General features: G+C 68.1%; 15 protein-coding genes and 1 pseudogene. 11 read left to right on the plus strand and 5 right to left on the minus strand.

The window, feature by feature from the left end; all coding sequences use genetic code 11:
- The first annotated feature begins 10 nt into the window (after positions 1-10).
- On the plus strand, positions 11-1,348 hold the full coding sequence (argG, locus tag WDLP6_RS17710; protein WP_162593405.1) for an argininosuccinate synthase: 1,338 nt from the start codon (positions 11-13) through the stop codon (positions 1,346-1,348).
- Between the two features lie 10 nt (positions 1,349-1,358).
- Here the strand turns inward: argG and murB are convergent, their stop codons facing one another.
- Positions 1,359-2,411: a UDP-N-acetylmuramate dehydrogenase gene (gene murB / locus WDLP6_RS17715; RefSeq protein WP_162593406.1), complete on the minus strand. Its 1,053-nt coding sequence runs from the start codon at positions 2,409-2,411 to the stop codon at positions 1,359-1,361.
- Positions 2,412-2,485: 74 nt separating this feature from the next.
- Here murB and WDLP6_RS17720 point away from each other — a divergent pair, with 74 nt between their 5' ends.
- Positions 2,486-2,971, plus strand: a complete 486-nt coding sequence (locus tag WDLP6_RS17720) for a YajQ family cyclic di-GMP-binding protein (protein ID WP_162593407.1) — start codon at positions 2,486-2,488, stop codon at positions 2,969-2,971.
- 7 nt (positions 2,972-2,978) lie between these two features.
- Positions 2,979-3,617 (plus strand): retropepsin-like aspartic protease family protein, encoded by a 639-nt coding sequence (locus WDLP6_RS17725; protein WP_162593408.1) that lies wholly within the window; start codon positions 2,979-2,981, stop codon positions 3,615-3,617.
- Between the two features lie 133 nt (positions 3,618-3,750).
- Here WDLP6_RS17725 and WDLP6_RS17730 read toward each other — a convergent pair whose 3' ends face one another.
- The 4 genes from WDLP6_RS17730 to WDLP6_RS17745 all read right to left on the minus strand — a co-directional run bounded on the left by WDLP6_RS17730 (position 3,751) and on the right by WDLP6_RS17745 (position 6,450).
- A complete protein-coding gene (locus WDLP6_RS17730; RefSeq protein WP_162593409.1) occupies positions 3,751-4,104 on the minus strand; it encodes a RidA family protein in 354 nt (117 codons plus the stop codon).
- A gap of 2 nt (positions 4,105-4,106) precedes the next feature.
- Positions 4,107-4,742, minus strand: a complete 636-nt coding sequence (gene plsY / locus WDLP6_RS17735; protein WP_162568420.1) for a glycerol-3-phosphate 1-O-acyltransferase PlsY — start codon at positions 4,740-4,742, stop codon at positions 4,107-4,109.
- A 48-nt stretch (positions 4,743-4,790) separates the two neighbouring features.
- The gene (locus WDLP6_RS17740; protein WP_162593410.1) at positions 4,791-5,285 is read right to left on the minus strand and encodes an aminoacyl-tRNA deacylase; all 495 of its coding nucleotides are present in this window, start codon (positions 5,283-5,285) and stop codon (positions 4,791-4,793) included.
- A gap of 103 nt (positions 5,286-5,388) precedes the next feature.
- Positions 5,389-6,450 carry an aldo/keto reductase gene (locus WDLP6_RS17745; protein ID WP_162593411.1) on the minus strand — a complete coding sequence of 354 codons (1,062 nt, stop codon included), beginning with the start codon at positions 6,448-6,450 and terminating at the stop codon, positions 5,389-5,391.
- A gap of 89 nt (positions 6,451-6,539) precedes the next feature.
- Here WDLP6_RS17745 and WDLP6_RS17750 point away from each other — a divergent pair, with 89 nt between their 5' ends.
- From WDLP6_RS17750 to pepN, 8 genes and pseudogenes are all read left to right on the plus strand, one after another.
- Complete coding sequence (locus tag WDLP6_RS17750; protein ID WP_162593412.1) at positions 6,540-7,457, plus strand: alpha/beta fold hydrolase; 918 nt, start codon at positions 6,540-6,542, stop codon at positions 7,455-7,457.
- Positions 7,458-7,536: 79 nt separating this feature from the next.
- Positions 7,537-11,010 carry a response regulator gene (locus WDLP6_RS17755; protein ID WP_162593413.1) on the plus strand — a complete coding sequence of 1,158 codons (3,474 nt, stop codon included), beginning with the start codon at positions 7,537-7,539 and terminating at the stop codon, positions 11,008-11,010.
- Complete coding sequence (locus tag WDLP6_RS17760; RefSeq protein ID WP_269475577.1) at positions 11,007-11,843, plus strand: CheR family methyltransferase; 837 nt, start codon at positions 11,007-11,009, stop codon at positions 11,841-11,843. Before WDLP6_RS17755 ends, WDLP6_RS17760 begins: the two co-directional genes overlap by 4 nt.
- Positions 11,840-12,439 carry a chemotaxis protein CheB gene (locus WDLP6_RS17765; protein ID WP_162593414.1) on the plus strand — a complete coding sequence of 200 codons (600 nt, stop codon included), beginning with the start codon at positions 11,840-11,842 and terminating at the stop codon, positions 12,437-12,439. Before WDLP6_RS17760 ends, WDLP6_RS17765 begins: the two co-directional genes overlap by 4 nt.
- A pseudogene (locus WDLP6_RS17770) lies at positions 12,429-13,633 on the plus strand (hybrid sensor histidine kinase/response regulator). Before WDLP6_RS17765 ends, WDLP6_RS17770 begins: the two are co-directional and overlap by 11 nt.
- A gap of 82 nt (positions 13,634-13,715) precedes the next feature.
- Positions 13,716-14,820, plus strand: a protein-coding gene (prfB, locus tag WDLP6_RS17775) for a peptide chain release factor 2 (protein WP_162568427.1) whose coding sequence is annotated in 2 segments (ribosomal slippage) — positions 13,716-13,796 and positions 13,798-14,820 — 1,104 coding nt in all. Because the reading frame shifts where the segments join, the coding sequence is not laid out codon by codon here.
- A 1-nt stretch (position 14,821) separates the two neighbouring features.
- Positions 14,822-15,496: an HAD family hydrolase gene (locus WDLP6_RS17780; RefSeq protein ID WP_269475578.1), complete on the plus strand. Its 675-nt coding sequence runs from the start codon at positions 14,822-14,824 to the stop codon at positions 15,494-15,496.
- Positions 15,483-18,176 carry an aminopeptidase N gene (gene pepN / locus WDLP6_RS17785; protein ID WP_162593415.1) on the plus strand — a complete coding sequence of 898 codons (2,694 nt, stop codon included), beginning with the start codon at positions 15,483-15,485 and terminating at the stop codon, positions 18,174-18,176. Before WDLP6_RS17780 ends, pepN begins: the two co-directional genes overlap by 14 nt.
- Positions 18,177-18,211: the final 35 nt, after the last annotated feature.

The following is an 18,211-nucleotide window of genomic DNA, read 5'->3' on the forward strand; positions in this document are numbered from 1 at the left end:
GGATCCGAGCATGTCCACCATCCTCCAGAACGTACCCGCCGGCCAGAAGGTCGGCATCGCCTTTTCAGGCGGCCTCGACACCAGCGCCGCGCTGCACTGGATGCGCAACAAGGGCGCCATCCCCTACGCCTACACCGCCAACCTCGGCCAGCCCGATGAGCCCGACTACGACGAGATCCCGCGCAAGGCGATGCTCTACGGCGCCGAGAAGGCGCGCCTGATCGATTGCCGCACCCAGCTCGCCGCCGAAGGCCTGGCCGCGCTGCAGGCCGGCGCCTTCCACGTGACCACGGCCGGCGTCACCTACTTCAACACCACGCCGCTCGGGCGTGCGGTCACCGGCACCATGCTGGTGTCGGCAATGAAGGAAGACGACGTCCACATCTGGGGCGACGGCAGCACCTACAAGGGCAACGACATCGAGCGCTTCTACCGCTACGGCCTGCTCACCAACCCGGCGCTGAAGATCTACAAGCCCTGGCTCGACCAGACCTTCATCGACGAGCTGGGCGGCCGCGCAGAGATGTCCGCGTTCATGCAGAAGGCCGGCTTCGCCTACAAGATGTCGGCCGAGAAGGCCTACTCGACCGACTCCAACATGCTCGGCGCCACGCACGAGGCGAAAGACCTCGAGCACCTCGACAGCGGCATGAAGATCGTCCAGCCCATCATGGGCGTGGCCTTCTGGAAGGACGAAGTCGAAGTCAAGCGCGAAGAGGTCACGGTGCGCTTTGTCGAGGGCCGCCCGGTCGCGATCAACGGCGTCGAGTACGCAAGCCTGGTCGACCTGATCCTCGAAGCCAACCGCATCGGCGGCCGCCACGGCCTGGGGATGAGCGACCAGATCGAGAACCGCATCATCGAGGCCAAGAGCCGCGGCATCTACGAGGCCCCGGGCCTGGCGCTGCTGTTCATCGCCTACGAGCGGCTGGTCACCGGCATCCACAACGAGGACACGATCGAGCAGTACCGCGACCAGGGCCGCCGCCTCGGCCGCCTGCTCTACCAGGGCCGCTGGTTCGATCCGCAGGCCATCATGCTGCGCGAGACCGCCCAGCGCTGGGTCGCGCGCGCGATCACCGGCGAGGTCAGCGTCGAGCTGCGCCGCGGCAACGACTACTCGATCCTGAACACCGTCTCGCCCAACCTCACCTACAAGCCCGAGCGGCTGAGCATGGAAAAGGTCGAGGGCGCGTTCACGCCGCTGGACCGCATCGGCCAGCTGACGATGCGCAACCTCGACATCGTCGACACGCGCGACAAGCTGGCGATCTATACGGCGACGGGGCTGTTGTCGTCGACGCAGGGCGCCTCGCTGCCGCAGCTGAAAAACGACAACAAGGATTGACCAGGCAGGGTCAGACCACCACAGGCTCGGGCTCCAACCGGATGCCGAAGCGCTCGTAGACGCTGGTCTGGATCGCCTTGGCCAGCGTCATCACCTCGCCGCCGGTGACCGGGTCGGCGGCGCCGCCGCGGTTCACCAGCACGAGCGCCTGCCGCTCGTAGACGCCCGCATTGCCGACCGACTTGCCCTTCCAGCCGCAGGCATCGATCAGCCAGCCCGCGGCCAGCTTGATGCTGCCGTCGGCCATCGGGTAATGAACGATCTTCGGATCGCGCGCGATGATGTCGGCGCACTGCTCCGGCGTCACCGTCGGGTTCTTGAAGAAGCTGCCGGCATTGCCGAGCACCCGCCAGTCGGGCAGCTTGGCGCGGCGAATCGCGCAGACCCAGTCGAAGATCTCCATCGCGCTCGGCGTGAAGTTGCCCGTCTCGGCCATCTTGCGTTCGAGGTCGAGGTAGCCCAGCACCGGCTTCCACGGCCGCGGCAGGCGCAAACGCACGCGCGTGATCAGCGCGCGCCCCGCAAGCCCGAAGTCGTTGCCGCCGCTGGCCGCGTGCTTGAACACCGAGTCGCGGTAGCCGAAGGCGCACTGCGCGGCATCGAGCGTGAAGCCGCGGCCGGTCTCGAGGTCGATCGCGTCGAGCGATTCGAAGCGGTCCTGCAGCTCGACGCCGTAGGCGCCGATGTTCTGCACCGGCGAGCCGCCCACCGTGCCGGGAATCAGCGCCAGGTTCTCCAGGCCGGGAAAGCCCTGGGCCAGCGTCCAGCGCACCGTGTCGTGCCAGTTCTCGCCGGCGCCGGCCTCGACGATCCAGGCGCGCGGCGTGGTGTCGACCAGCCTCAGGCCCTTGATCTCGACCTTCAGCACCAGCGGCCGCACGTCGCCGGTCAGCACGATGTTGCTGCCGCCGCCGAGCACGAACTTCGGCGCGTCGCGCCACTGTGCATCCGCGCGCAGCGCGGCCACGTCGGCCTCGCCGGTGATGCGGACCAGGTGCTGCGCGCGCGCGACGATGCCGAAGCTGTTGTGCTGCTGCAGCGGTACGTTGTGCTCCACGATCATGGGAGAATTGTCGCATTCGCACGCCGCGCGGCACCGCACGCGGCGCAATTCAATTCGTTGCTGCCGGAGCCTTCATGCCGTCTTTCGACACCGTTTGTGAACCCAACCTGCCCGAGGTGAAGAACGCGGTCGAGAACACCGCCAAGGAAATCGCGACGCGCTTCGACTTCAAGGGCACCGCTGCCGCCGTCGAGTTGAAGGACAAGGAAATCACCCTGACGGGCGACGCCGAATTCCAGCTGGTGCAGGTCGAGGACATCCTGCGCAGCAAGCTCACCAAGCGCAGCGTCGACGTGCGCTTTCTCGACAAGGGCGCGGTGCAGAAAATCGGCGGCGACAAGGTCAAGCAGGTGATCAAGGTCAAGAGCGGCATCGAGAGCGAGCAGGCCAAGAAGATCACCCGGCTGCTCAAGGACAGCAAGCTCAAGGTGCAGGCCGCCATCCAGGGCGACGCGGTGCGCGTGACGGGTGCCAAGCGCGATGACCTGCAGGCGGCGATGGCGCTGATCAAGAAGGACGTGCCCGACACCCCGCTGTCGTTCAACAACTTCCGGGACTAGGCCCGTCATGAAGCCGGTCCTTTCGGCATGGCTGCTGGCCGCAGCCTGCACGTTCGCGCACGCGCAATCCATCATGCTGACCGGCACGATCGGCAGCCGCGCGATCCTCATCGTCAACGGCGGCGCACCCAAGACCGTGGCGGTCGGCGAGACCTACCAGGGCGTCAAGCTGCTGGCCCTGCAGGCCGAGCAGGCCACCGTCGAATCCGGCGGCAAGCGCGTCGCGCTGCGCATGGACACGCCGGTCAGCATCGGCGGTGGTGGCGGCAGTGGCGGCGGGACCCGCATCGTGCTGCCGGCGTCGAGCGGCGGCCATTTCACGACGCAGGGCGCCATCAACGGCCGGGCGGTCAGCTTCATGGTCGACACCGGCGCCACCACCGTCGCGATGTCGGCCGCCGACGCACAGCGCATCGGGCTCGACTACAGCAAGGGGCAGCCCATCCGCGTGAACACTGCCAACGGCGTGGCGCCGGGCTATCGGGTGCGGCTCGGTTCGGTGCGCGTCGGCGATGTCGAGGTGTATGACATCGAGGCCATCGTCTCGCAGCAGCCGATGCCGTACGTGCTGCTCGGCAACAGTTTCATCAGCCACTTTTCGATGCGGCGCGACGCCGATCAGATGGTGCTCGAGAAGCGGTACTAGGCTCGCCCCCAGGCTGCGCGCACTTCGTGTCGCTTCGCCTTCCCCCTACCGGGGGCAACACCGGCGGACTGGCCAAGCCGGATCCGCGGTGCTCCTGGCATCGGGAGCACGTGGTCAACGACGGGCTCGATGCTCAAGCCATTGCCGCCGTCACCACAATCTCGATCTTGTAAGCCTTGTTCGCCATCGCCGCCTGCACCGTCGCGCGCGGCGGCGTGTGGCCGGCCGGGATCCATGCGTCCCAGACCTCGTTCATCGCGCCGATGTCCGCAATGTCGGCCAGGAAGATCTGCGTCATCAGGATGCGCGACTTGTCGCTGCCGGCTTCGGCCAGCAGACGATCGACCATCGCCAGCACCTGCGCGGTCTGGCCGCGGATGTCCTGCGAGGTGTCGTCGGGCACCTGGCCCGCGAGGTAGATGGTGCCGTTGTGGACGGCGGTTTCGCTCAGGCGCGGACCGACGTGAAAGCGCTGGATGGATGTCATGGTCATTCCTTCTTTGTCGAGCCGAGTCTCGATTCGGTGCCGGCCGCAAGCCGGCGGATGTTGGCGCGGTGGCGCCAGATCAGGAGCAGGCTGATGACGATCAGCGCCAGCAGCACCGTGCGGTTCAGCGGCCAGGCGATGCCGCCGCCCAGCAGATAGTAGGCCGGCGCGAAGAAGGCGGCCACGATCGAGGCCAGCGACGAGTAGCGAAAGAAGACCGCGATGATCAGCCAGGTGGTGCCGGTCGCGAGCCCCAGCAGCCACTCGATCCCGATCAATGCACCGGCCGCGGTGGCCACGCCCTTGCCGCCCTTGAAGCCGAAGAACACCGGATAGAGGTGCCCGAGGAAAGCTGCAAGCCCGCCCAGCGCCGCGGTGTCCGGCCCCAGGTCGAAGCGGCCGCCGAAGTGCTGGATCGCGAACACCGGCAGCCAGCCCTTGAGCGCGTCGAGCAGCAGCGTCGCGAGCGCGGCGCCCTTGCGGCCCGAGCGCAGCACGTTGGTCGCACCGGGATTGCCGCTGCCGTAGCTGCGCGGATCGGCCATGCCGAGCGACTTGCTGACGATGACGGCGAAAGAGAGCGACCCCAGCAGGTAGGACAGGACGATCGCGACGATCGAAGGAAGATGAAAACTCACGTTGTCTCCAGGCGCGCCGGACAGGCCATGCGCCGCTGAACCGGCGGGCTATTCTGCCAGCGCGCAGTGAACCGGCTTGGCGTCGAGCAGCTTCACGCAGACCTGCGGGTCGATGCCCACGAGGTAGCCGCGCCGCCCGCCGTTGATCGCGATCCTCGGCAGCTCGAGGATCGTGGCCTCGACATACACGGGCATCGCGCGCCGCATGCCGAAGGGCGAGGTGCCGCCGACCGGGTAGCCGCTGTGCCGATTCGCCGCCTCCGGCTTGCACGGCTCCACCGACTTGGCGCCGATCTGGCGCGCGAGGTTCTTGGTCGATACCGTGCGGTTGCCGTGCATCAGCACGATCAGGGGCCGGGCGTCCTGGTCCTGCATCACCAGCGTCTTGACCACCGTGAAGGGGTCGAGCCCGAGCACGGCGGCGCTGTGCTGCGCGCCGCCGTGCTCGAGGTACTCGTAGGGATGCCCGGTGAATGCGATGCCGTTCGCCTTCAGCATCTGCGTGGCGGGCGTTTCGCTGACGTGGGTCTTGCGGCTGCTCATGAGAAGCGAGGACAGCGGCCGCCGCCGGGCCGCCCCAAGGCGAGCCGCGCCTCCCCCTCGGGGGGTGGCGAAGCACACGAAGTGGCAAGCCGGGGGGCTGACATCAGAACGCGGGGTCGTGCATCTCGAGGCGCAACTGGTCGATCTCGGCCAGAACTTCCGGCGAGAGAGTGGCGCCCCAGCTGTCGATGCTCTCGTCGAGCTGGGCGACCGAGGTGACGCCGAGGATGGTGCTCGCGACCTGCCACTTGCTGTTGCAGAAGGCCAGCGCGAACTTCGTCGGCGTCATGCCGTGCTCGCGCGCCAGCTGGTTGTAGCGCCGCGCCGCCGCCAGCGAGCCGGGCCGGCCCCAGCGCTGCTTGCGCACCGACTCGTAGAGGGTGATGCGCGCGCCGGCAGGCGCACCGGGCCCCGTGCTTCCGCCGGCGTCGTACTTGCCGGTCAGCAGGCCGTAGCCCAGCGGCGAGTAGGCCAGCAGCGAGACGCCGAGCCGGTGCATGGTTTCGTCCAGGCCGTTCTCGACCGTGCGATTGAGCAGGTTGTAGACGTTCTGCACCGTGGCCACGCGCGGCAGTCGATGCTCCTCGGCCAGCCGCACGAACTCGTGCACGCCGTAGGGCGTCTCGTTGGACAGGCCGATGGCGCGCACCTTGCCTGCCTCGACCAGCTTCGCCAACGCTTCGAGCTGCTCGCGGATCGGCGTGCGCGACGTTTCCTTGCACGGGTCGTAGTACAGGTTGCCGAAGGCCGGCACGTGCCGCTCCGGCCAATGGATCTGGTAGAGGTCGATCACGTCGGTCTGCAGCCGCCGCAGGCTGTTCTCGCACGAGGCGACGATGTCCTCGGCCGTCATGCCGCTGCCTTGGCGCACCCAGTCCATGCCGCGCGACGGGCCTGCGACCTTGGTGGCCAGCACCGTCTTCGCCCGCATGCCCGGATGCTTCGCGAACCAGTTGCCGATGATGGTTTCGGTCGCACCGAAGGTTTCCTTGCGGGTCGGCACCGCATACATCTCGGCGGTGTCGATGAAATCCACGCCGCGCTCGAACGAGCGGTTCAGGATCGCGTGCGCAGTGGGTTCGTCCACCTGCTCGCCGAAGGTCATGGTGCCGAGGCAGATCGGGGTGACGTAGAGGTCGCTGTGGCCAAGCCGGATTTTTTTCATGGGCGAAATGCTAACGCGCCCGGCCGTCGGCCGCCGCCGAGTCGCCCCGGAGGCAGGCCCGCCGCCGGGCGCTGCTTATCATCGGCCGCATGTACCAAGCCTTGCGCCCCTCCCGCAGCGAGTTCGTTCCCGTGCGCAACCTGCGCTATCACGTGCGCCTCTGGGGCGAGCCCTCGCCGGCGCGGCCGCCGCTGGTGCTGCTGCACGGCTGGATGGATGTCGCGGCCTCGTGGCAGTTCGTGGTCGACGCGCTGGCCGAGGCGCGCTGGGTGCTCGCGCCCGACTGGCGCGGCTTCGGCCTCACCGACGGCGGCGGGGTCGACAACTACTGGATGCCCGACTACCTGGCCGACCTCGACTGGCTGCTCGACCATTACGCGGGCGATACGCCGATCGACCTCGTGGGCCACAGCATGGGCGGCAACATCGCGATGCAGTATTCGGGCGTGCGCCCGCAGCGCGTGCGCCGGCTGGTCAACCTCGAAGGCTTCGGCATGGCGCCGCTGCGGGCCGACGAAGCGCCCGCGCGCTTCGGCAAGTGGATCGACCAGCTCAAGCGCCTGCACCGCGGCGAGATGGGACTCGCGACCTACCCCGAGGCCGGCGGCGTGGCCCGGCGCCTGATGAAGACCAACCCGCGCCTCACGCAGGACAAGGCCGACTGGCTCGCGGCCCACTGGTCGGTCGCCAGGCGTCAGCCCGATGGCCGCGAGGCCTGGGAGATCCTCGGCGATCCGGCGCACAAGATCATCAACGCCAACCTGTTCCGCGTCGACGAGACGCTCGCGCTCTATGCCTGCATCGCCGCGCCGCTGCTGGCGGTGGAAGCCGCTGACGACAGCCTCGGCCGCTGGTGGAAAGGCGGCTACACGCTGGCCGACTACCACGAGCGCCTGAAGACGGTGCCCGACACGCGCATCGCGTGCGTCGAGGACGCCGGGCACATGCTCCACCACGACCAGCCCGCGCGCGTGGCGGCGCTGATCGACGCCTTCCTCGCCGGTTGAGCCGGTTCGCGCGGCCTTCTCCGACAAGCAAAGGACCGGGGGTCGGGCAGACTTGTCGGGTTTTGCTCAAAGCCCCTTCATGAACAGCCCATCCGCGATCGATCCCGAGGACTTCCAGCGCCTGCTGAATCGCAATCTGAAGATCCCGATCATCGGCGGCCTGATCGGGGCGGTGGTCTTCGCGCTGCTCATCTTCTACCTGCTCTCGACGATCGCCTGGGTCGAACACACCGATCGCGTCACGCGCAGCGCCAGCGAGGTCCAGCGGCAGATCATCGATCTCGAGACCGGCATGCGCGGCTACCTGATCACGGGCGACACCAGCTTCCTCGAACCGTACGAAAGCGCCCTGCCCCGGGTCAAGATCGGTCTGGCGGCGCTCAGGACACTGGTCTCGGACAACCAGTCGCAAGTGGACCGCGTCGACCGCATCGGCGCGCTGCAGAACACCTGGAACGACTTCGCGCGCGAGATGATCGCGCTGCGCCGCGACGGCGGCGACTACCAGCAGCCGGTGGCGCTGGGCCGCGGCAAGCGGCTGACCGACGACGTCCGCGCCGAGTTCACCAACTTCATGAGCACCGAGCTGGCGCTGCGCTTCCAGCGCAACACCGAGGCGAACAACACCAGCTACGCGGTGGTCGGCGTGTTCGTCTTCTTCACCCTGGCAGTCACCGGCCTGCTGGCCTTTTTCGGACGCCGCCAGCTCATGCAGATGTCCCAAAGCTACGAAGGCGTGCTGCAGGAACAGGCCGCGCACGCCGAAATCCTTCAGCGGCAGGCCTGGTTGCGCACCGCGCAAACCGAGCTCACCGGCGAACTGGTCGGCGAACTCGGCGCGCAGGAGATGGGCCGCAAGGTGCTGGCCTTCTTCGCGCGCCATGTCGGCAACGTGGTCGGCGCGATGTATGTGCGCGAACGCCACGGCACGCTGCGCCGCGTGGCAAGCTACGGTTTCTCCGATGCGGCCGAAGCCACGCCGCAGGTGCTGTCCCCGAGCGAAGGCCTCGTCGGCCAGGCCGCCACCGAGAATCGGCTGATGCGGGTCGCGCCGGTCGAGGCCGCCTATTTCAAGGTCAACTCGGGCCTGGGCGGCAGCGCGCCGGCCGCGTCGCTGCTGCTGCCGGTGGCCAACGACGGCATCGTCAACGGCGTTGTCGAGCTCGGCATGCTCCAGGCCGTCGAAGAGCGCGGCACGGCCCTGCTGGAACTGGTGGCCGGCAACATCGGCAGCTCGGTTGCCGCCGCACGCTTTCGCGAGCAGCTGCAGGACGCATTGGCCGAAACCCAGCAGCTCAACGAGGAACTCCAGGTGCAGCAGGAAGAGCTGCGCACCGCCAACGAGGAACTCGAGGAGCAGTCGCGCGCCCTGCGCGCCTCGCAGGCCACGCTGGAGAATCAGCAGGCCGAGCTGGAGCAGACCAACAGCCAGCTGTCCGAACGCACCGAGGCCCTGGACCAGCGCAACGCCGCGCTGCGCCGCGTGCAGCAGGACCTCGAGGAGCGTGCCGACGAGTTGCAGCGCGCGAGCCGCTACAAGTCGGAATTCCTCGCCAACATGTCGCACGAGCTGCGCACGCCGCTCAACAGCGCGCTGATCCTCGCCAAGCTGCTCGGCGACAACACGCAGGGCAACCTGAGCGCGGAACAGGTGAAGTTCGCGGAGTCCATCTACGCCTCGGGCAACGATCTGCTGGTGCTGATCAACGACATCCTCGACATCGCCAAGGTCGAGGCCGGCAAGCTCGACCTGGTGGCCGAGGACGTCGCCACCGCACGGCTGGCAGCCAGCCTGGAGATGACCTTCACGCCGCTGGCGGCACAGAAGCACCTCGCCTTCCGGCTCGACGTGCGGCCCGGCGCGCCGGCCACGCTCGAAACCGACCGCCAGCGCGTCGAGCAGATCCTGAAGAACCTGCTGTCGAACGCCATCAAGTTCACCGAGCGCGGCGAAGTGGCGTTGACCGTCTCCGGCGCGCCCGACGGCGGTGCGCTGTTCGCCGTGACCGACTCGGGCATCGGCATTCCACCGAGCCAGCAGGACGTGATCTTCGAGGCTTTCCGCCAGGCCGACGGCACCACCAGCCGCCGCTACGGCGGCACCGGCCTCGGCCTGTCGATCTCGCGCGACCTGACCCATCTGCTCGGCGGCGCGCTCAGCGTGCAGAGCGTGCCCGGCGAGGGCAGCACCTTCACGCTGCAGTTGCCGGCGCGGGCGCCGCAATCCAGGCAGCCGGCACCGCCAAGGCCCGCTGCCGGCACGCATCGCCCCGCCTTCGCCGCCGCGCCGATCGTGGCCCCCGCGCCAGCACCGGCGCCGCTCCAGCCGCCCTTCGCCGACGATCGCGCGCTGCCGCACGACCAGCGGCGCCGCGTGCTGGTGATCGAGGACGAGCCGCAGTTCGCGCACATCCTCTACGACCTCGCGCACGAGCTCGGCTACCGCTGCCTGGTCGCACAGGGCGCAGCCGAGGGCTTCAGCCTCGCCGAGCAGTTCCTGCCCGATGCGATCCTGCTCGACATGCGCCTGCCCGACAGCCCCGGCCTGGGCGTGCTGCAGCATCTGAAGGACGATCCGCAGACGCGCCACATCCCCGTGCACGTGGTGTCCGCGCAGGACAACACCGAGGCCGCGATGCACATGGGCGCGATCGGCTATGCGCTCAAGCCGACCACGCGCGAACAGCTCACGCAGGTCTTCCGCAAGTTCGAGGAGAAGCTCACGCAGAAGGTCAAGACCGTGCTGCTGGTCGAGGACGATGCGCTGCAGCGCGAAAGCGTGGTCAGACTGATCGGCGACGAGGACGTCGTCATCACCGCGGTCGAGTCCGGCGAAGAGGCGATGGCGCTGCTGCGCACCCGCGTCTTCGACTGCATGGTCACCGACCTGCGCCTGCCCGACATGCAGGGCGCGGAGCTGCTCAAGCGGATGGCGACCGAGGAGATCTGCTCCTTCCCGCCGGTGATCGTCTACACCGGCCGCAACCTCACGCACGCCGAAGAGGCCGAGCTGCTGCGCTATTCGCGCTCGATCATCATCAAGGGCGCGCGCTCGCCCGAGCGGCTGCTCGACGAGGTCACGCTGTTCCTGCACAAGGTCGAGGCCAGCATGTCGAGCGAACGCCAGACCATGCTGAAGACCGCGCGCGGCCGCGACCGCGTGTTCGAGGGCCGCTCGATCCTGCTGGTGGACGACGACGTGCGCAACATCTTCGCGCTCACCAGCGCGCTGGAGCAGCGCGGCGCGAAAGTGGAGATCGGCCGCAACGGCCGCGAGGCGCTCGAGAAGCTCGACCAGGTGCCCGACATCGACCTGGTGCTGATGGACGTGATGATGCCCGAGATGGACGGCCTCGAAGCCACGCGGCGGCTACGCCAGGATCCGCGCTTCGGCAAGCTGCCGGTGATCGCCGTCACTGCCAAGGCCATGAAGGACGACCAGGCCCAGTGCCTGGCGGCCGGCGCCAGCGACTACCTCGCGAAGCCGGTCGACCTCGATCGCCTGTTCTCGCTGCTGCGCGTGTGGATGCCGAAGATGGAACGACTGCCGTGAACCCTGCGAGCGAACCGCCGAGCGACACCGATATCGAGCTGCGGCTGCTGATGGAGGCGATCTACCTCAAGTACAGCCACGACTTCCGCGACTACACCGGTGCGTCGCAGAAGCGGCGCGTGCTGTATGCGCTCGGCCAGCTCAACCTGCCGAGCATCTCGGCGCTGCAGGACAAGGTGCTGCGCGACCCGGCCGTCTTCAGCCGGCTCCTGCAATTCCTCACCATCCCGGTGAGCGAGATGTTCCGCGACCCGGCGTATTTCCTCGCGCTGCGCCGGCAGGTGGTGCCGGTCCTGCAGACCTATCCGTCGATCAAGGTCTGGGTCGCCGGCTGCAGCACCGGCGAGGAAGTGTTCTCGCTCGCCATCCTGCTCGAGGAAGAAGGCCTGCTCGCGCGCAGCCGCATCTATGCCACCGACATCAACCCCATGTCGCTCGAGAAGGCGCGCCAGGGCATCTTCCCGCTCGAGGCGGTGCGCGGCTACACCGCCAACTACCAGCGCGCCGGCGGCCAGCGTGCCTTCTCGGACTACTACACGGCCGCCTACGACGCCGCGCGCTTCGACCCGGCACTGTGCGCCGACGTGATCTTCGCCGACCACAGCCTGGCGACCGACAGCGTGTTCGCCGAGACGCAGCTGGTGTCCTGCCGCAACGTGCTGATCTACTTCAATCGCCAGCTGCAGGACCGCGCGCTGAGCCTGTTCCACGAGTCGCTGTGCCATCGCGGCTTCCTCGGCCTCGGCGCCAAGGAGAGCATCGACTTCTCCCGCCATGCCGAGAGCTTCGACGCGCTGTCGCGCGCGGAGCGCATCTACCGCAAGGCATCATGAAGCGCATTCCCCAGATCGCGCGCCGCATCGATGCCGCCGTGATCGGCGCCTCGGCCGGCGGCGTCGACGCGCTGCTGACCCTGCTGCACGACCTGCCGCCGCACTGGAAACTGCCGCTGGTGGTCGTCATCCATCTGCCCGAAGGCCGCGAGAGCCGGCTGGCCGAGGTGTTCAGCCACCGCCTGCCCTTCGCCGTGCATGAAGCCGAGGACAAGGTGCCGGTCACCGACGGCACGCTGCATTTCGCGCCGCCAGGCTACCACCTGTCGATCGAGCGCGACCGCCGCTTCTCACTGAGCTGCGAGCCGCCGGTGCTGTTCTCGCGGCCGTCCATCGACGTGTTGATGGCTTCCGCCTCCGATGTCTATGGCTCGGCCCTGGCGGGCCTGCTGCTCACGGGTGCCAACGAGGACGGCGCCGAAGGCCTGCTGCAGATCCACCGCGCGGGCGGCCTGACCGCGGTGCAGGATCCGATGGAGGCGCAGGTCGCCACCATGCCGCAGGCGGCGCTGCGCCGGCATGCCCCCGACTTCATGCTGCCGCTGCGCGAGATGCGCACCCTGCTCCTGCGACTGGACGCCGCCCATGCACTTTGATGTCGAAAGCAAGCTGCTGATCGTCGACGACCTGCCCGAGAACCTGCTGGCGCTGGAAGCGCTGATCCGCGGCCCGGAGCGCCAGGTCTTCAAGGCGGGCTCGGCCGAGCAAGCGCTCGACCTGCTGCTGGCGCACGAGTTCGCGCTCGCGATCCTCGACGTCCAGATGCCGGGCATGAACGGCTTCGAGCTGGCCGAGATGATGCGCGGCCCCGAGCGCACGCGGCATATCCCGATCATCTTCGTGAGCGCGGCCGGCAGCGAGATGAACTACGCTTCAAGGGCTACGAGAGCGGCGCGGTCGACTTCCTGCAGAAGCCGCTGGACGCCCACGTGGTGTGCAGCAAGGTCAGCGTGTTCGTCGACCTGCACCGGCACCGCAAGGCGCTCAAGCGCGAGATGGAGGCGCTGGCCGCGTCGAACCACCAGCAGGAGCTGCTGGTGCAGAAACTGCAGTGCGCCCAGCGCGAACTCGAACACGCGGTGCGCATGCGCGACAACTTCATGTCGATGGTCTCGCACGAGCTGCGCACGCCGCTCAACACGCTGTACCTGGAGACGCAGGTGCGCAAGCTCCATCTCGCCAAGGGCAACCTTGCGCCCTTCGAGGCCGAGCGGCTGCCCGCGATGATCGAGCGCGATCAGCGCCAGATCCGCAGCATGGTGCGGCTGATCGACGACATGCTCGACGTCACCCGCATGCGCAGCGGCGCGCTGTCGATCGAGCCGAAGCCGATCGACCTGTCGGCGCTGGCGCAGCGCGTGATGGAAAGCCTGGCCCAGCAGGCCGAAGCCGCCGGCTGCGCGATCGGCCTCGATGCCGAGGACGGCGTCGACGGCACCTGGGACGAGTTCCGCATCGAGCAGGTGCTGACCAACCTGCTGACCAATGCGCTGCGCTACGGCGGCGGCCGGCCGGTGCAACTGTCGGTGCGGCAGACGGGCGACAGCGCGCAGATCAGCGTGCGCGACCAGGGCATCGGCATCGCGCCCGAAGACCACGCGCGCATCTTCGAACAGTTCGAGCGCACCGACGACAGCCGCAAGCACGCGCCCGGGCTCGGGCTGGGGCTCTTCATCACGCGCCAGATCGTGCGCCTGCACGGCGGCGAGATCATGCTGGAGAGCCGCCCCGGCGAGGGCGCGCTGTTCCGCGTGAGCCTGCCGCTGCAGCCCCCGCCGCAGGCCGGCTGAAGCCCGCCGAACGCCGCCGCGGGAAGACGCCGCGGCCATGAGAAAATGCACGGTTTTCCCCGAACACCGTCAGGACACTCCCATGGATGCAGAACAAATCAACCAAATCGGCGCCACCCTTGCGGACCTGAGCGCCCGCACGGTCGATTTACGGAGGTATCTTTGACTACGATGCCAAAGCCGAACGCCTGAGGACCGTGGTCGCGTCGCTCGAAGACCCGACCGTCTGGAACGACCCCAAGAAGGCCCAGGACCTGGGCCGCGAGAAGAAATCCCTCGACGACGTGGTGGTCACGCTCGACCGGCTCACCAGCGGCCTCTCGGACAACACCGAGCTCTACGAGATGTCGAAGGAAGACGGCGACATGGACGGCCTGCAGTCGATCGCCGACGACGCGGCCACGCTCGAGGCCGACATCAAGCAGCTCGAGTTCCGCCGGATGTTCAACAACCCGGCCGATCCGCTGAATGCCTTCGTCGACATCCAGGCCGGCGCCGGCGGCACCGAGGCCTGCGACTGGGCCAGCATGCTGCTGCGCCAGTACCTCAAGTACGCCGAGCGCAAGGGCTTCAAGACCCAGATCGAGGACGAAACGCCGGGCGACACCGCCGGCATCAAGGGCGCGACCATCAAGGTCGAGGGCGACTACGCCTTCGGCCTGCTGCGCACCGAGACCGGCGTGCACCGGCTGGTGCGCAAGTCGCCCTTCGACTCCTCGGGCGGACGGCACACCAGCTTCGCCAGCATCTTCGTCTACCCGGAGATCGACGACTCGATCGAGATCGACATCAACCCGTCCGACGTGCGCGTCGACACCTTCCGCGCCAGCGGTGCCGGCGGCCAGCACATCAACAAGACCGACTCGGCCGTGCGCCTGACGCACCTTCCGACCGGCATCGTGGTGCAGTGCCAGGACGGCCGCAGCCAGCACAGCAACCGCGACGTGGCCTGGAAGCGGCTGCGCTCGCGCCTGTACGACCACGAGATGCGCAAGCGCCAGGAAGAGCAGCAGAAGCTCGAGGACAGCAAGACCGATGTCGGCTGGGGCCACCAGATCCGCAGCTACGTGCTGGACAACAGCCGCATCAAGGACCTGCGCACCAACGTCGAGGTGTCGGCCACGCAGAAGGTGCTGGACGGCGATCTCGATGTGTTCATCGAGGCCTCATTGAAGCAAGGCGTCTAGCGTGAAGAGAACCGACGCGCTGATCTTCGACATGGACGGCACCATGGTCGACTCCATGCCCTGGCACGCCAGGGCGTGGGTCGAGTTCGGGCGCCGCCACGGCCTGGCCATCGACATCCCCGACTTCATGCGCCGCACCAACGGCCGCACGGCCTTCGAGTGCGCCTGCGAGCTGATGGGCCGCGAAGTCAGCGAAGCCGAGAGCGCCGAGATCACGCACCAGAAGGAATCGATCTACCGCGAGCTCTTCGGCGCCGAGTTCCGCGAGGTCGCGGGCTTTCGCGCGTTCGCACGCGCGGCGGCCGCGCGCGGCCTGAAGACCGCGGTCGGCACGGCCGGCGACAAGCACAACATCGCCTTCACGATGTCGCTGCTGGCGCTCGATCCGCCGCCGCTCGCCATCGTCGGCGGCGACGAAGGCCTGCCCGGCAAGCCGCAGCCGGCGATCTTCCTCGAAGCCGCGCGCCGCATCGGCGTGTCGCTGTCGCGCTGTATCGTGTTCGAGGACGCGCCCTTCGGCATCGAGGCCGCACGCCGCGGCGGCATGCAGGCGGTGGCGATCTGCAGCAGCCACAGCGCCGAACAACTTGCAGGGCCGCACGTGATCGCGGCCGTGCGTGACTACGAAGAACTCGCAAACTCAAAATTTCTGGAGACACTCGATGCTGTTGCGTGATGCCCAAGGCCAGCCCGTCGCGATCCGTCGCGAGGACTATGCCGCCCCCGCCTACTGGATCGACACCGTCGAGCTGACCTTCGACCTCGATCCGGCCAAGACGCGCGTGCTCAACCGCATGCGCCTGCGCCGCAATCCCGACGTGCACGCGCAGCCGCTGCGCCTGGACGGCGATGAGCTCAACCTCGCGCGCGTGCTGGTCGACGGCCAGGGCGCGTCCTTCCGCATGGAGGCCGACCAGCTCGTGATCGACAACCTGCCCGAGACCTTCGAGCTCGAGATCTTCACCACCTGCTGCCCGTCCAAGAACACCAAGCTCATGGGCCTGTTCGTCAGCGAGGACACCTTCTTCACCCAGTGCGAGGCCGAGGGCTTCCGCCGCATCACCTACTTCCTCGACCGGCCCGACGTGATGGCCAGCTACACGGTCACGCTGCGCGCTGCCAAAGCAACCTATCCCGTGCTGCTGTCGAACGGCAACCTGGTCGAGCAAGGCGAGCTGCCCGAGGGCCGCCACTTCGCGAAATGGGTCGATCCTTTCAAGAAGCCGAGCTACCTGTTCGCGCTGGTCGCCGGCAAGCTGGTGGCGCGCGAGCAGCGCATCCGCGCGCGCAACGGCCGCGACCATCTGCTGCAGGTCTACGTGCGCGCCGGCGACCTCGACAAGACCGAGCACGCGATGAACTCGCTGATCCACTCGGTGACCTGGGACGAGGCGCGCTTCGGCCTGCCGCTGGACCTCGACCGCTTCATGATCGTCGCCACCAGCGACTTCAACATGGGCGCGATGGAGAACAAGGGACTGAACATCTTCAACACGAAGTACGTTCTGGCCAACCAGGCCACCGCCACCGATGCCGACTACGGCAACATCGAAAGCGTGGTCGGCCACGAGTACTTCCACAACTGGAGCGGCGACCGCGTGACCTGCCGCGACTGGTTCCAGCTCTCGCTCAAGGAAGGCCTCACGGTGTTCCGCGACCAGGAGTTCAGCCAGGACCTGTGCGCCGACGCCTCGGCGCGCGCCGTCAAGCGCATCGAGGACGTGCGCGTGCTGCGCACCGCGCAGTTCCCCGAGGACGCGGGGCCGATGGCGCATCCGGTGCGGCCCGACAGCTACATCGAGATCAGCAACTTCTATACCGTCACCATCTACGAGAAGGGTGCCGAGGTGGTGCGCATGATGCAGACGCTGGTCGGCCGCAAGGGCTTCGAGCGCGGCATCACGCTGTACTTCGAGCGCCACGACGGCCAGGCCGTGACCTGCGACGACTTCGCGCAGGCCATCGCCGATGCCAACCCCGACTCCGACCTCGCACGCCTCCTGCCGCAGTTCAAGCGCTGGTACGGCCAGGCCGGCACGCCGCGCCTCGCGGCCCAGGGCGTGTACGACGCGCAGGCCCGCACCTACACGCTGAACTTCATCCAGAGCTGCCCGCCGACGCCGGGCCAGCCGGTGAAGGAAGCCTTCGTGATTCCGGTCAACCTCGGCCTGCTGAGCGCCGACGGCCGCGAACTGCCGCTGCGGCTCGAGGGCGAACAGAGCGCCAGCCAGGGCACGCGCACGCTGGTTCTCACTCGCGACAGCGAGCAGGTCGTCTTCGTCGACGTCGATGCCGAGCCGGTGCCCTCGATCCTGCGCGGCTTCAGCGCGCCGGTGATCCTCGACCACGACTACAGCGACCAACAGCTGCTCACGCTGCTGGCCAACGACCCCGACCCCTTCAACCGCTGGGAAGCCGGCCAGCGCCTGGCGCTGCGCTCGGCGATGCAGGCGATCAACGCGCCCGCCGCCGACGGCACGCAGGCGTTGCTCGGCGATGCGTACATCGAAGCGATGCGCCGCGTGCTGCGCGATCCGAAGCTCGATGCCGCGTTCAAGGATCTGGTGCTCACCCTGCCCTCCGAGACCTACATCGCCGAGCACCTGGAATCGGTCGATCCGCAGCGCGTGCACGCGGTGCGCGAAGGCATGCGCGCGCAGCTGGCCACCGCGCTCTTCGCCGAATGGGAAGAGGCCTACGCGCAGAACCACGACACCGGCGCCTACCGGCCCGACCCGGCCTCGTCGGGCCGCCGCGCGCTCGCGGGCCTGGCCCTCGCCCACCTGTGCCTCGCGGCGCGCGCCTCGGGCGATGCCGTGTGGCCAGGCAAGACGCTGCAGCGCTTCAAGGACGCCGGCAACATGACCGACCGCTTCAATGCGCTGAGCGCGCTGGTCTCCTCGGGCCATGCATTGGCAGCGCAGGCGCTGGCGCGCTTCCACGCCATCTTCAAAGACGAGGCGCTGGTGATCGACAAGTGGTTCTCGCTGCAGGCCGGCGCGCCCGACCGCGGCGGCGACATCCTGCCGCTGGTCAAACAGCTGATGAAGCACCCCGACTTCTCGATCAAGAACCCGAACCGCGCGCGCAGCGTGATCTTCAGCTATTGCAGCGCCAACCCCGGCGCGCTGCACCGGCCCGATGCCGCGGGCTACGTGTTCTGGAGCGACCGCGTGATCGAGCTCGACGCCATCAACCCGCAGGTGGCCGCACGGCTCGCGCGCGCGCTCGACCGCTGGAGCAAGCTGGCCGAGCCGTACCGCAGCGCGGCGCGCGAGGCGATCGCGCGCGTGGCCGCCAAACCCGACCTCAGCAAGGACACGCACGAAGTCGTCACACGAGCGCTGGCGGGCTGAGCCTCGGCCGCGAACCATTTCTCTCTGATTCATCC

The organism is Variovorax sp. PBL-E5, from assembly GCF_901827185.1.
Taxonomy (GTDB): domain Bacteria; phylum Pseudomonadota; class Gammaproteobacteria; order Burkholderiales; family Burkholderiaceae_C; genus Variovorax.

Excerpts from the sequence above, each read along its gene's own strand:
- argG (WP_162593405.1), top strand. The coding sequence starts at position 11 with ATGTCCACCATCCTCCAGAACGTACCCGCCGGCCAGAAGGTCGGCATC.
- murB (WP_162593406.1), bottom strand. The coding sequence starts at position 2,411 with ATGATCGTGGAGCACAACGTACCGCTGCAGCAGCACAACAGCTTCGGC.
- WDLP6_RS17720 (WP_162593407.1), top strand. The coding sequence starts at position 2,486 with ATGCCGTCTTTCGACACCGTTTGTGAACCCAACCTGCCCGAGGTGAAG.
- WDLP6_RS17725 (WP_162593408.1), top strand. The coding sequence starts at position 2,979 with ATGAAGCCGGTCCTTTCGGCATGGCTGCTGGCCGCAGCCTGCACGTTC.
- WDLP6_RS17730 (WP_162593409.1), bottom strand. The coding sequence starts at position 4,104 with ATGACATCCATCCAGCGCTTTCACGTCGGTCCGCGCCTGAGCGAAACC.
- WDLP6_RS17740 (WP_162593410.1), bottom strand. The coding sequence starts at position 5,285 with ATGAGCAGCCGCAAGACCCACGTCAGCGAAACGCCCGCCACGCAGATG.
- WDLP6_RS17745 (WP_162593411.1), bottom strand. The coding sequence starts at position 6,450 with ATGAAAAAAATCCGGCTTGGCCACAGCGACCTCTACGTCACCCCGATC.
- WDLP6_RS17750 (WP_162593412.1), top strand. The coding sequence starts at position 6,540 with ATGTACCAAGCCTTGCGCCCCTCCCGCAGCGAGTTCGTTCCCGTGCGC.
- WDLP6_RS17755 (WP_162593413.1), top strand. The coding sequence starts at position 7,537 with ATGAACAGCCCATCCGCGATCGATCCCGAGGACTTCCAGCGCCTGCTG.
- WDLP6_RS17765 (WP_162593414.1), top strand. The coding sequence starts at position 11,840 with ATGAAGCGCATTCCCCAGATCGCGCGCCGCATCGATGCCGCCGTGATC.
- pepN (WP_162593415.1), top strand. The coding sequence starts at position 15,483 with ATGCTGTTGCGTGATGCCCAAGGCCAGCCCGTCGCGATCCGTCGCGAG.